Source organism: Pseudomonas sp. DWRC2-2 (assembly GCF_049897885.1).
GTDB classification, from domain to species: Bacteria; Pseudomonadota; Gammaproteobacteria; order Pseudomonadales; family Pseudomonadaceae; genus Aquipseudomonas; species Aquipseudomonas azotoformans_A.
Window position 1 is genome coordinate 249,229 of sequence record NZ_JAFCXD010000001.1, and the last position, 12,110, is coordinate 261,338.

Genomic DNA, 12,110 nt, shown 5'->3' on the forward strand with positions numbered 1-12,110 from the left:
GTTTATCAAAGTTTGGTCAAGGACAGGCCAGCCCAGGTGGCGAGCAGCCCGCCGAACACGCTGATGCCCAAGTACCCGAAGGCTATCAGAGCCTGCCCGCTTTCCAGCAGGCGCAGCGTGTCCAGTGAAAAGGATGAAAAGGTCGTCAGACCGCCTACAAAGCCGACGATCAAGCCGGCGCGAATTTCAATCGGTACTTCCGGGCGCAACAGGAACCAGCCGTACAACAGCCCGATGATCAGGCAGCCGACCAGGTTGACCGCCAGGGTCGCCGCATAAAAATGCTTCGGCCAATTGGCGCTGACCCATGTGCCAGCGGCGAAACGCAATAATGTACCAGCGATGCCGGCTGCGGACACGGCAAGAATCGTCTTGAACACTACTTTCTCCGCTGTCTGGGGCTGAGTCGATCGAGTTGGGCGAGGTGATTGAGCTTTTCGCCGATCTTCAGCTCCAGGCCACGGGGCACCGGCTGATAGAGCGGGAGTGGCTCAAGGTCATCGGGGAAGTAGTCTTCACCGGCCGCATAGGCGTCCGGTTCATCGTGGGCGTAGCGGTATTCATCACCGTAGCCCAACTGTTTCATCAGCTTGGTCGGCGCGTTGCGCAGGTGCATCGGCACTTCGAGGGAGCCGTACTCGGCGGCGGCGCGCAGGGCGGACTTGAAGCCCATGTACACCGCGTTGCTTTTCGGCGCACAGGCCAGGTAGGTGATGGCCTGGGCCACCGCCAACTCGCCTTCCGGGCTGCCGAGGCGCTCCTGCACATCCCAGGCGGCGAGGCACAGGCTCAAGGCGCGCGGGTCGGCGTTGCCGATGTCTTCGCTGGCCATGCGCACCACGCGGCGTGCGAGGTACAGCGGGTCGCAGCCGCCGTCGATCATGCGCGCGAACCAGTACAGCGCGCCGTCCGGGTTGGAGCCGCGCACGGATTTATGCAGCGCCGAAATCTGGTCGTAGAAAGCTTCGCCACCCTTGTCGAAGCGCCGACGCGTGTCGCCGAGCAGGCTTTGCAGGAGGTCGACGCCGATCTCGCTGCCGTCTTCGGCCAGGTCGGAGGCGTTCTCCACCAGGTTGAGAAAGCGGCGGCCGTCACCATCGGCGGCGGTGAGCAGAATCTTGAAGCCCTCTTCGCTCACACTCAGTTGCCGTTTGCCCAGCCCTTTGTCTTCACTCAGAGCACGGTGCAGCAACTTCTGCATCGCCGCCTCGTCCAGGCTTTTGAGCACATAGACCCGCGCACGCGACAGCAAGGCGTTGTTCAATTCAAACGAAGGGTTTTCCGTGGTGGCGCCGATAAAAATCAGCGTGCCGTCTTCCACATAAGGCAGGAACGCATCCTGCTGCGACTTGTTGAAGCGGTGCACTTCATCGACAAACAGGATGGTGCGCTTGCCGTATTGGCCGGCCTGCTGCTTGGCGACTTCCACCGCCTGGCGGATCTCCTTGACCCCCGCCAGTACCGCCGAGACCGTTTCGAAGTGCGCATCCGAGACCTTCGCCAGCAGCCGCGCCAGGGTAGTCTTGCCCACCCCCGGCGGCCCCCAGAAAATCATCGAGTGCAGCGCACCCTGCTCCAGGGCTTCGCGCAAAGGCTTGCCGCGAGCGAGCAGGTGCTCCTGACCGACGTACTCGTCCAGGTTGGTCGAACGCAAGCGCGCGGCCAGTGGCTGGGCAATCGGGTCACTTCGAAACAGGTCCATGGGCAGCGATTTATTCCTGGATCACATCGGCACCCTTGGGGATGTCGAACTTGAACTTGGAGGCAGGCACCGGCTGGTTGGCCTTGACCCCGGAGAACAGGATGTCGGTGCGTTGGCCGACGCTGTCGACCAGGCGCATGTTGTTGATCACGCCATTGCCGAACGACAGGGACAGCGTGTCGAACAGCGTGTCCTTGGATTTCGGCTTGAGGGTGAACTCGATCACGTTGCTGGTTTGCTTGGAGGTGATGTCGAAGCTGTCGTTGATTTTCGACACATCACCCGACAGCAGCAGCGCCGGGGTCTGGTTCAGGCGCGGGTCGAGCTTCTTGATGGTCGCCTGCTCCAGGTCCGGGTCCCACAGGGTGACCTTCTGGCCGTCAGACACGATGGTCTGCTCGGCCTTGCCTTCAGTGTGCCAGTAGAACAGGCCAGGACGCTGCACGGCCATTTCACCTGCGGTTTCCTGCAACTGGGTGCCGCCAGCATCCAGGGTCAGCTGGGAGAAGCGCGCGGTCAGGGTCTGGGATTTGTCCAACAGGTTCTTCAGGCTGGCGACGGAGGCCGGATCAGCGTGGGCCGAAACAGCGGTCAAGGCCAGAGCCGGCAACAACAGCATGCGGATAAGGCGCATGGGAGTCCTCATTGAGTGTTCAGGGCGTGCCGCGTGTTGCCACGCGGCACGGGATCAGTCGCGCATCTGCCCAGGGGCGATGACTTCACGCGAGCCGTTGGTGTTCATTGCGGTCACGACGCCGGCCATTTCCATGGCTTCGATCATGCGGGCGGCGCGGTTATAGCCGATTTTCAGTTTACGCTGCACCGCGGAAATCGACGCACGACGGCTTTCCAGCACAAAGGCCACGGCCTCGTCGTACAGCGCGTCGGTTTCAGCATCGTCGTCACCCCCGCCGCCGCCGTTTTCAAAGCCGCTGCCGGCTTCTTCGACGCCGTTAAGGATGTCGTCGTTGTACTCGGGTGCGCCACGCAGTTTCCAGGCTTCAACGACACGGTGCACTTCGTCATCGGAAACGAAGGCGCCGTGGACCCGGATTGGCAGGCTGGTGCCCGGCGGCATGTAGAGCATGTCACCGTGGCCGAGCAGTTGTTCGGCGCCGCCCTGGTCGATGATGGTCCGCGAGTCGATCTTGCTCGACACCTGGAACGCCATGCGCGTCGGAATGTTGGCCTTGATCAAGCCCGTGATCACGTCCACCGATGGACGCTGGGTGGCGAGGATCAAGTGGATACCGGCGGCACGGGCTTTCTGGGCAATACGTGCGATCAGTTCTTCGACCTTCTTGCCGACGATCATCATCATGTCGGCGAATTCGTCGACCACCACCACGATGGTCGGCAGCTTGGTCAGCTTCGGTGCTTCGTCATGGATGCTTTCGCGTTTGTACAGCGGGTCATCAATGGTCTCGCCACGCTCTTGGGCTTCCTTGATCTTGGCGTTGAAACCCGACAGGTTACGCACGCCCATCTTCGCCATCAGTTTGTAGCGGCGTTCCATCTCGGCCACGCTCCAGCGCAGGGCGTTGGCGGCGTCCTTCATGTCGGTGACCACCGGGCACAGCAAATGCGGAATGCCTTCGTAGATCGACAGTTCCAACATCTTCGGGTCGATCATGATCAGCTTGGCGTCTTCCGGGCCGGACTTGAACAGGATCGACAGGATCATTGCGTTCACACCCACCGACTTACCGGAACCGGTGGTACCGGCCACCAGCAGGTGAGGCATCTTCGCCAGGTCGGTGATCACCGGCTTGCCGCCGATGTCGTGGCCCAGGGCCAAGGTGACCGGCGACTTGAAGTTGTCGTATTCCGGGGTCGACAGCACCTCGGAGAAGCGCACGATCTGGCGGTCTTCGTTGGGGATCTCGATACCCACGGTGGTCTTGCCGGGGATGACTTCCACCACGCGCACGCTGGTCACGGCCAGGGAGCGGGCCAAGTCCTTCGCCAGGTTGGAAATGCGGCTGACCTTGACGCCGGCGGCCGGCTGGATTTCGTAACGGGTAATCACCGGGCCGGGATGGATCGAGTCCACCGACACTTCGACGCCGAACTCCTTGAGCTTGATTTCCAGCAGGTGGCCGACGGCCGCCAGGGATTCCGGGGAATAGTTGAGTTGTTTCTTTTCGGCCGGGTCGAGGATCGAGATCGGCGGCAAGGTGCCTTCGACGGCACTGTCGACGAACAGCGGCGCCTGTTTCTCTTTCTGTACGCGATGGCTGGGCTCAGGAGCCTTGGGCGGTGCAGGGGCGATCACCGGCGGCACCTGCTTCTCGCGGTCCGACATGTGTTTGCTCAGGGCCTGCTCGCGCTCAATGAGGCGCTCCTTGACCTTGGCCTGTTCGCGCCGGTCCGGCGTGGTCGGGGCCACCACTTCGTTGACGCGGGTGTCCACCTCACGCAGTTGGGCAACCATGCGCTTGCGATCGACACGGGCCGCCCACCAGCGGTTGGCGGCGCCCTGGAACAGCTCCAGCAGGTCGAGGGTGATCTTGCCGGTCACGTCCATCACCTTGAACCACGACAGGTCGGTGAACACGGTGAGACCGAACAGGAACAAGGCGATGAACATCAGGGTGCTGCCCTGGATATTCAGGGTCCTGCGTGCCAGATCACCCAGGCTTTCGCCCAACGCCCCGCCCGCGCCCGCCGGCAAGCCGGTAGGGGCATGGAAATGGATATGGGCCAGGGCTGCGCCGGACAGAACGAGGAACACCAGGCCGATCAGGCGCCAGGAGAACAACCAACCGCTCCACTGCCACGGTTCATGACGCTGGCGAAAGATCTGCCAGGTCTTGATCGCCAGCAGCAACGGGAAGATATAGGCGAAGTAACCCAGCACCATGAACAGGATATCGGCGCTGTAGGAACCGGCAGGCCCACCGAAGTTCTGCACGTCTTCGATCTTGCTGTTGTGGCTCCAGCCCGGGTCGTCCTTGCCGTACGTGAGCAAGGCCATCATCAGGAACAGGCACAGCGCGCCGATCGCGATCAGCGCACCTTCCTTGAGGCGATAATGCAGGTGCTGGCGCCAGGCCGGCACGACTGCTGCTTTAGGTGTTGCGGCGGATTTCTTCAAAACGGGTCTTTTCCTGCGCCTTTAGCGCGTCCATCTGTTGAATGACTGCAAATACTGCCCAATCCGAGCAGCTGAAAAATGAACGAGCGTCGTTGAATCTACTTTTAACATTGGGCGCTTGCTGGATGAAATGACGAAAGCGCCACAATGCCCGCATTGTACGGGTTTGTGCCAGCGATGCCACGCCCTCGCCTTTTACTCGGCAGCATAGCCAATTTTGTGTCACAACATGTTCAATTTGAGCATGCATTGTCTTTGCTGACAAAGGCTTATGCGCTGTTTTTATCAATCCAGGCAAGCTTGGCAAATGGCCTGCATGGCACAGACCCGATTACGACCACGTCGCCGGCACAGAGTTGCAGAAACACCCGCTCACGCTAATCCACCTCAATAGCCGATTCGGGCTGGCCCGATGGCGCCGTGTCGACAATAATCAGCACTGCGCAGACAGGTGTCATACCTGCCACTCCCCTCCCCTTCCGTAAGCCTGGATGCCATGCTGACCTGGTTACAACGCGACTCACTGACATTCCCTCCCCTGGCCAAAGCCATGCGCGAACCCAATGGGCTGCTGGCGGCTGGCGGCGATCTTTCGGCCGAACGCCTGGTACACGCCTATCGCCATGGCTGCTTTCCGTGGTTTTCGGAGGGTCAACCGATCCTCTGGTGGTCGCCCGACCCGCGCACCGTCATATTCCCCGACGAGCTGCATGTCTCCCGCAGCCTGGGCAAGCTGTTGCGCCAGCAGCGCTACACCGTGACCTTCGATCAGGATTTTGCCGCCGTCATCCAGGCCTGCGCCGCACCGCGCGCCTATGCCGACGGCACCTGGATCACCGAAAGCATCCAGAGCGCTTACCTGGAGCTGCACCAGCGCGGCTACGCGCATTCGGTGGAGGTGTGGGACGACGGCAAACTGGTGGGTGGCTTGTATGGCTTGGCGATGGGCCAGCTTTTTTTTGGCGAGTCCATGTTCAGCCGCGCCGACAACGCCTCGAAGTTCGGCTTTGCCACGCTGACCCGCCAGCTACAGGAATGGGGTTTTGTATTGATCGACTGCCAGATGCCCAACGATCACCTCCACAGCCTGGGCGCCCGTGCCATATCCCGCAGCGACTTCGCAGGTTTCCTGCGCGACCATCTGGATCAGCCCAGCGCTGGACCGTGGGTTTCCTAGGCGACTTCCGCGCTCCTGGCTTACACTTATTTCAAAGCTTATCCGAGGGTTGATCATGACCGAGTTGGCGCGTTTGAAGTTTTATGCCACTCAACCCCACTCTTGCAGCTATCTGCCCGACGAGCAGGCCACCACACTGTTCCTCGACCCCAGCCAGCCTATGGACGTGCATGTGTATGCCGACCTGTCGGAGATGGGCTTTCGGCGCAGCGGCGATCATCTGTACCGGCCTCATTGCCAGAACTGTAATGCCTGCGTCCCGGCACGTATTCCCGTGGCGCAGTTTCTGCCGGACCGTAACCAGAAACGCATCCTCAAGCGCAATGCCGACCTGACGGTGATGCCGGCCAAGCCACGCTTCACCGAGGAGTACTTCGATCTGTACCAGCGCTACATCGAAGAGCGCCACGCCGACGGCGATATGTTTCCGCCCAGTCGCGACCAATTCTCCACGTTCCTGGTACGCGACCTGCCCTTTTCACGCTTCTATGAATTTCGCGCCGACGGCCGGTTAGTGGCAGTGGCCGTGACCGATTTGCTGCCTAACGGCCTGTCGGCGGTCTACACCTTCTACGAGCCTGCCGAGGAGCGTCGCAGCCTGGGACGCTTTGCAATCCTGTGGCAAATCGGCGAAGCACTGCGCCTGGAACTGGAGGCGGTGTACCTCGGCTACTGGATCAAGAACTGCAAAAAGATGAACTACAAGACCCAATATCGGCCCATAGAACTGCTGATTAATCAAAGATGGGTCGTGCTTAACTAGAACCCCTTGGCTTAAACACCCTTTTTCGGGCACAATGCACGCCGCTTTTGCCTGGCGCAGTTGCACCGGGCCATTCACTGGATACCGAGGGCTTTACTGCATGTCGAAAGAAGACAGCTTCGAAATGGAAGGCACTGTCGTCGACACCCTGCCCAACACCATGTTTCGTGTGGAGTTGGAAAATGGGCACGTCGTAACCGCGCATATCTCCGGCAAGATGCGCAAGAACTACATTCGTATTCTTACCGGTGACAAAGTGCGCGTCGAGCTGACGCCCTATGACTTGAGCAAAGGGCGCATCACTTACCGCGCTCGCTAAGCAAGTCAATACAAGACGCCCGGTTATGCCGGGCGTTTTTGTGTGCGCGCTATTTAACAATCACCACAGCCCACACAGACAGCAAAAAGGCGCCTTTCGGCGCCTTTGCTTTATTGCAGCTATCGATCAGGCCATTTCAGCCGTGGTTTCGAACTCGAAGGTCAGCTCGCCATCCTTCAGGTCGATGTGCACCACGCCGCCATGGTCGGAAAGTTCGCCGAACAGGATCTCTTCGGCCAATGGCCGCTTGATCTTGTCCTGGATCAGACGCGCCATTGGGCGTGCGCCCATTGCCGCATCGTAGCCACCCTCGGCGATCCAACTGCGCGCCGCTTCCGTGACATCCAGCTGCACGCGCTTGTCTTCCAACTGCGCCTGAAGCTCGGTGAGGAACTTGTCCACCACGCTTTTGATGACCTCATGACTGAGGCGACCAAACTGGATAATGGTGTCCAGACGGTTGCGGAACTCCGGCGTGAAGCTCTTCTTGATCACTTCCATTGCATCGGAAGAGTGATCCTGATGGCTGAAGCCGATCGAAGCCCGCGCAGCCGTTTCGGCACCGGCGTTGGTGGTCATGATCACGATCACATTGCGGAAGTCCGCCTTGCGCCCGTTGTTATCGGTGAGGGTCCCGTGATCCATCACCTGCAACAGCAGGTTGAAGACTTCCGGGTGAGCCTTCTCGATTTCATCGAGCAGCAACACGCAATGCGGTTGCTTGGTGATCGCCTCGGTCAACAGACCGCCCTGGTCGAAACCGACATAGCCCGGAGGCGCACCGATCAGGCGCGACACGGTGTGACGCTCCATGTACTCGGACATGTCGAAACGCACCAGCTCAATGCCCATGGCCTTGGCCAACTGCCGCGCCGCTTCGGTCTTACCGACGCCGGTCGGGCCGGCGAACAGGAACGAACCAACCGGTTTGTCCGGCGACTTGAGGCCCGCACGCGACAACTTGATCGCGGTGGACAGCGCATCGATGGCCGCATCCTGGCCGAACACGGTCAGCTTGAGGTCACGCTCCAGGTTACGCAGCAGCTCCTTATCGGAACTGTTGACGTGCTTAGGCGGAATCCGCGCGATCTTCGCCACGATGTCCTCGACCTGAGGCACGTCGATGCGCTTCACACGCTTCTCGACCGGCTGCAGGCGCTGGTAGGCACCCGCCTCGTCGATCACGTCGATGGCCTTGTCCGGCATGTGCCGGTCATTGATGTAGCGCGACGCCAGCTCAGCCGCCGAACGCAGGGCTTCATCGGTGTACTCGATGCCATGGTGCGCTTCGAAACGCCCCTTGAGCCCTCGCAGGATGCCGATAGTATCTTCAACCGAAGGCTCGGACACGTCGACCTTCTGGAAACGACGCGCCAGGGCACGGTCTTTTTCGAAGATGCCGCGAAACTCCTGGAAGGTGGTAGAGCCGATGCAACGGATATCACCCGACGACAGCAGCGGCTTGAGCAGGTTCGAGGCGTCCATCACGCCACCGGACGCCGCACCGGCGCCAATGATGGTGTGGATTTCGTCGATGAACAGGATCGCCTGCGGGCGTTTTTTCAGCTCACCAAGCAGCGCCTTGAAGCGCTTCTCGAAATCGCCACGGTACTTGGTCCCGGCGAGCAACGCGCCCAGGTCCAAGGAGTAGACGACACTGTTGGCCAGCAGGTCCGGCACCTGGTTGTCCACGATGCGCTTGGCCAGGCCTTCGGCAATCGCGGTTTTACCCACGCCCGCCTCACCCACCAGCAACGGGTTGTTCTTGCGACGACGGGCAAGGATCTGCGCCACGCGCTCAACTTCAAGCTCACGCCCCACCAGCGGATCGATCCGCCCCTGGCGCGCCAGTTCGTTGAGGTTGCTGGCATAGGCATCCAGTGGATTGCCCGAAGAAGAAGACTCACCGCCCTCGTCGTCCTGCATATCCTGCTCACCCTCGGAATGATCGCCGTGCCCAGGCACCTTGGAGATACCGTGGGCGATGTAGTTGACGACATCGATACGGGCAACGCTCTGCTGTTTGAGCAGGAACACTGCCTGGCTTTCCTGTTCGCTGAAAATCGCCACAAGCACATTGGCGCCCGTGACTTCACGCTTACCGGAGCTCTGAACATGGAACACGGCACGCTGAAGCACCCGCTGGAAGCCCAGGGTTGGCTGGGTTTCACGGTCTTCATCGTGGACTGGAATAAGTGGCGTCGTGGAGTCGATAAACTCCTGCAGGTCATGCTTGAGTTTGTCGAGGTTGGCGCCGCACGCACGCAAAACGGTGGCGGCAGCTTCATTGTCCAAAAGTGCCAACAGCAGGTGTTCGACGGTCATGAATTCATGACGCTTCGAACGAGCCTCCTTGAAGGCAAGATTGAGGGTGACTTCGAGCTCGCGGTTTAACATAGCTTCACCTCATACCCAAGTGGTCGGCGTTAACCGTCCTTCTCGATTTCACAGAGTAGCGGATGCTGGCTTTCCCTGGCGTACTGGTTGACCTGCATGGCCTTTGTCTCGGCGATGTCGCGGGTAAACACTCCACATACTGCCCGTCCTTCTGTGTGAACGGCCAGCATTACCTTGGTCGCCAACTCGCGGTTCAGGTTAAAAAACACCTCGAGTACTTCGACCACGAAATCCATCGGTGTGTAGTCATCATTGAACAAAACCACCTTGTACATCGGCGGCGCCTGTAAGGCAGGCTTGGCCTCCTGAACAGCAATGCCTGCAGAACCGTCGTCATCATGTTCCTGATCCGGTCGATCCTGATTGAATGTTAGTCGAATCTGGCTGTTTGCATGCATGGAAAGAAAGGTTCGTCAGTGGTTCAAATACAGTGGTGGGGGCGACCTGTCAGAATTTCAACTCTGACCGACTGGTCGCCTTGACTATCGGCGAAACGGTGTTACAACCAATAGAACCCACAGTGGGTAAAAAAGGTCCGCGCAGTCAACCTTATTTATTCGGGTTAGGACGGATAAACTGGATGATACTCCAGTGATGGAGTCTGGTGCAGAGGGATATGGGCATGGCAAGCGGTAAGGTCAAGTGGTTCAACAATGCCAAAGGGTACGGCTTCATTATTGAAGACGGCAAGGATGAAGACCTTTTTGCGCATTACTCAGCGATCAAAATGGACGGTTATAAAACGCTGAAAGCGGGGCAGCCGGTCTCCTTTGACATTATTCAGGGGCCCAAAGGCAAGCACGCAATCGAAATCAGTGCGCCAGTCACCATCGGCACAACCAAAGTCGCTCATAATTCAAAAGAGCAATTAGCCTATTCGGCTACCGAATAGACGCCCAATAAAAAACCGGCCATTCCGTTTACGGTATGGCCGGTTTTTTACCCCCCGTCGCCTTACATATGCGAGATCAGCGCATCCCCGAAGCCAGACGAAGAAACCAGGGTGGCACCGTCCATCAGACGCTCGAAGTCATAGGTCACCGTCTTGGCCGAAATCGCGCCATTGGTGCCCTTGATGATCAAATCCGCCGCCTCGGTCCAACCCATGTGCCGCAGCATCATCTCGGCCGACAAAATCAACGATCCCGGATTCACCTGATCCTTGCCCGCATATTTAGGCGCAGTACCGTGGGTCGCCTCGAACATCGCCACGGTGTCCGACAGGTTCGCGCCCGGCGCAATACCGATACCGCCCACCTCCGCCGCCAAGGCGTCAGACAGGTAATCCCCATTCAGGTTAAGCGTCGCGATCACATCATACTCGGCCGGACGCAGCAGGATCTGCTGGAGCATGGCGTCGGCAATGGCGTCCTTGACCACCACGTTCTTGCCGGTCTTGGGGTTCTTGAACTGCATCCACGGGCCGCCATCCAGCAGCGTCGCGCTAAATTCTTCAGCTGCCACTTCATAGGCCCACTCCTTGAAGGCCCCTTCGGTGAACTTCATGATGTTGCCTTTGTGCACGATGGTCAGTGAGTCGCGGTCGTTATCCACTACATATTGCAGGGCTTTACGCGCCAGGCGCTTGGTCCCTTCCTTGGAGACGGGCTTCACGCCAATCCCGCAATCCTGGTCGAAACGGATCTTGGTCACGCCCATTTCTTCCTTGAGGAACTTGATCACCTTGATCGCCTCGGGCGAACCGGCCTTCCACTCGATCCCGGCGTAAATGTCTTCGGAGTTTTCACGGAAGATGGTCATGTCCACATCGCCAGGCTTCTTGACCGGGCTGGGTACGCCTTCGAACCAACGCACCGGGCGCAGGCACACATATAGATCGAGTTGTTGGCGCAGGGCCACGTTCAACGAACGGATGCCGCCGCCGACCGGTGTGGTAAGCGGCCCTTTGATGGAAACCACGTAATCCTTGACCGCATCCAGGGTTTCCTGAGGCAGCCAGGTGTCCTGGTCGTAGACTTGAGTCGCCTTTTCACCGGCATATACCTCCATCCAGGAGATTTTTCGCTTGCCGCCGTAGGCCTTTTCAACAGCTGCGTCGACCACCTTGATCATCACCGGGCTGATGTCGACGCCGATACCGTCACCTTCGATATAAGGAATGATCGGTTGGTCAGGAACATTGAGAGAATGGTCTGCATTGACGGTGATTTTGTCGCCGACTGCCGGAACCTGAATCTTCTTGTATCCCATGCTGAACTCCATCTATGGATTGAACATCTGGCTGCGTTCGAGCCTACTCCAGATAAATGGCGACTGAAACCTCACGCCATGCTCATTTGCATCGAAAACAGCATAATTTGTCGCCTACAAGCCTGAAAGCAAAGGCAAATCGCCAATCTTGAGCATATCGTGCGACTTTGGCAGCAACCTGGGCCCTGCGACCTTTAGACCAATGGACGACACACCTTTTGTATGAAGGCTCGGCGTAAGCATAGCGACCTATGTATAATGCCGCCGCTGACCAAAGAGTCACGACGGTTGACCGCTCTAGACAGAAGCCCTCAGCCAGAAAGCAGGACTATTACAATAGTCCAAACGCTTGACGCTCGACTGATGCAACCCAACATCACCGCGAAGAAACCTCGACATTTCGCTCATGGATGACTTTGAACGAACGCGCTCCACCCGGCGCAT

General features: G+C 59.0%; 12 protein-coding genes. 4 read left to right on the forward strand and 8 right to left on the reverse strand.

Going from position 1 to position 12,110, the window contains the following annotated elements; translation table 11 throughout:
- Positions 1–5 precede the first annotated feature (5 nt).
- From crcB to ACP7EW_RS01390, 5 genes are read right to left on the reverse strand one after another with little or no spacing between them, the layout of a single operon-like run.
- Complete coding sequence (gene crcB / locus ACP7EW_RS01370) at positions 6–380, reverse strand: fluoride efflux transporter CrcB (protein ID WP_012724934.1); 375 nt, start codon at positions 378–380, stop codon at positions 6–8.
- Entirely contained in the window at positions 380–1,702 is a 1,323-nt protein-coding gene (locus tag ACP7EW_RS01375) for a replication-associated recombination protein A (RefSeq protein ID WP_016975526.1), read from the reverse strand. The genes crcB and ACP7EW_RS01375 overlap by 1 nt, the downstream gene beginning before the upstream one ends.
- Before the next feature lie 10 nt (positions 1,703–1,712).
- Positions 1,713–2,336 carry an outer membrane lipoprotein chaperone LolA gene (gene lolA, locus ACP7EW_RS01380; protein WP_016975527.1) on the reverse strand — a complete coding sequence of 208 codons (624 nt, stop codon included), beginning with the start codon at positions 2,334–2,336 and terminating at the stop codon, positions 1,713–1,715.
- Positions 2,337–2,390: 54 nt separating this feature from the next.
- Positions 2,391–4,799, reverse strand: a complete 2,409-nt coding sequence (locus ACP7EW_RS01385) for a DNA translocase FtsK (RefSeq protein WP_033896820.1) — start codon at positions 4,797–4,799, stop codon at positions 2,391–2,393.
- Complete coding sequence (locus ACP7EW_RS01390) at positions 4,774–5,049, reverse strand: hypothetical protein (RefSeq protein ID WP_426214789.1); 276 nt, start codon at positions 5,047–5,049, stop codon at positions 4,774–4,776. Before ACP7EW_RS01390 ends, ACP7EW_RS01385 begins: the two co-directional genes overlap by 26 nt.
- A 246-nt stretch (positions 5,050–5,295) precedes the next feature.
- Here ACP7EW_RS01390 and aat point away from each other — a divergent pair, with 246 nt between their 5' ends.
- The 3 genes from aat (at position 5,296) to infA (ending at position 7,058) form a co-directional block, all read left to right on the forward strand.
- Positions 5,296–5,976 (forward strand): leucyl/phenylalanyl-tRNA--protein transferase, encoded by a 681-nt coding sequence (gene aat / locus ACP7EW_RS01395; protein ID WP_033896821.1) that lies wholly within the window; start codon positions 5,296–5,298, stop codon positions 5,974–5,976.
- A gap of 55 nt (positions 5,977–6,031) precedes the next feature.
- Positions 6,032–6,739 carry an arginyltransferase gene (locus tag ACP7EW_RS01400; protein ID WP_016975530.1) on the forward strand — a complete coding sequence of 236 codons (708 nt, stop codon included), beginning with the start codon at positions 6,032–6,034 and terminating at the stop codon, positions 6,737–6,739.
- 100 nt (positions 6,740–6,839) lie between these two features.
- Positions 6,840–7,058: a translation initiation factor IF-1 gene (gene infA / locus ACP7EW_RS01405; protein WP_002553999.1), complete on the forward strand. Its 219-nt coding sequence runs from the start codon at positions 6,840–6,842 to the stop codon at positions 7,056–7,058.
- Between the two features lie 126 nt (positions 7,059–7,184).
- On the opposite strand, the gene clpA is transcribed toward infA, so the two are convergent.
- A complete protein-coding gene (clpA, locus tag ACP7EW_RS01410; RefSeq protein ID WP_033896823.1) occupies positions 7,185–9,455 on the reverse strand; it encodes an ATP-dependent Clp protease ATP-binding subunit ClpA in 2,271 nt (756 codons plus the stop codon).
- Between the two features lie 29 nt (positions 9,456–9,484).
- Positions 9,485–9,853, reverse strand: coding sequence for an ATP-dependent Clp protease adapter ClpS (gene clpS, locus ACP7EW_RS01415; protein ID WP_005789091.1), 369 nt, complete (start codon positions 9,851–9,853; stop codon positions 9,485–9,487).
- A gap of 224 nt (positions 9,854–10,077) precedes the next feature.
- On the opposite strand from clpS, the gene cspD reads away from it, so the two are divergent.
- A complete protein-coding gene (gene cspD / locus ACP7EW_RS01420) occupies positions 10,078–10,347 on the forward strand; it encodes a cold shock domain-containing protein CspD (protein WP_426214791.1) in 270 nt (89 codons plus the stop codon).
- A 62-nt stretch (positions 10,348–10,409) separates the two neighbouring features.
- Here cspD and icd read toward each other — a convergent pair whose 3' ends face one another.
- Positions 10,410–11,666 (reverse strand): NADP-dependent isocitrate dehydrogenase, encoded by a 1,257-nt coding sequence (gene icd, locus ACP7EW_RS01425; protein WP_426214793.1) that lies wholly within the window; start codon positions 11,664–11,666, stop codon positions 10,410–10,412.
- Between the last annotated feature and the right edge of the window lie 444 nt (positions 11,667–12,110).

Bases quoted from the DNA above. Each gene is read 5' to 3' on its own strand.
- ACP7EW_RS01375 (WP_016975526.1), bottom strand. From the start codon at position 1,702: ATGGACCTGTTTCGAAGTGACCCGATTGCCCAGCCACTGGCCGCGCGC.
- infA (WP_002553999.1), top strand. From the start codon at position 6,840: ATGTCGAAAGAAGACAGCTTCGAAATGGAAGGCACTGTCGTCGACACC.
- cspD (WP_426214791.1), top strand. From the start codon at position 10,078: ATGGCAAGCGGTAAGGTCAAGTGGTTCAACAATGCCAAAGGGTACGGC.
- ACP7EW_RS01400 (WP_016975530.1), top strand. From the start codon at position 6,032: ATGACCGAGTTGGCGCGTTTGAAGTTTTATGCCACTCAACCCCACTCT.
- aat (WP_033896821.1), top strand. From the start codon at position 5,296: ATGCTGACCTGGTTACAACGCGACTCACTGACATTCCCTCCCCTGGCC.
- ACP7EW_RS01390 (WP_426214789.1), bottom strand. From the start codon at position 5,049: ATGCATGCTCAAATTGAACATGTTGTGACACAAAATTGGCTATGCTGC.
- lolA (WP_016975527.1), bottom strand. From the start codon at position 2,336: ATGCGCCTTATCCGCATGCTGTTGTTGCCGGCTCTGGCCTTGACCGCT.
- clpA (WP_033896823.1), bottom strand. From the start codon at position 9,455: ATGTTAAACCGCGAGCTCGAAGTCACCCTCAATCTTGCCTTCAAGGAG.
- clpS (WP_005789091.1), bottom strand. From the start codon at position 9,853: ATGCATGCAAACAGCCAGATTCGACTAACATTCAATCAGGATCGACCG.
- icd (WP_426214793.1), bottom strand. From the start codon at position 11,666: ATGGGATACAAGAAGATTCAGGTTCCGGCAGTCGGCGACAAAATCACC.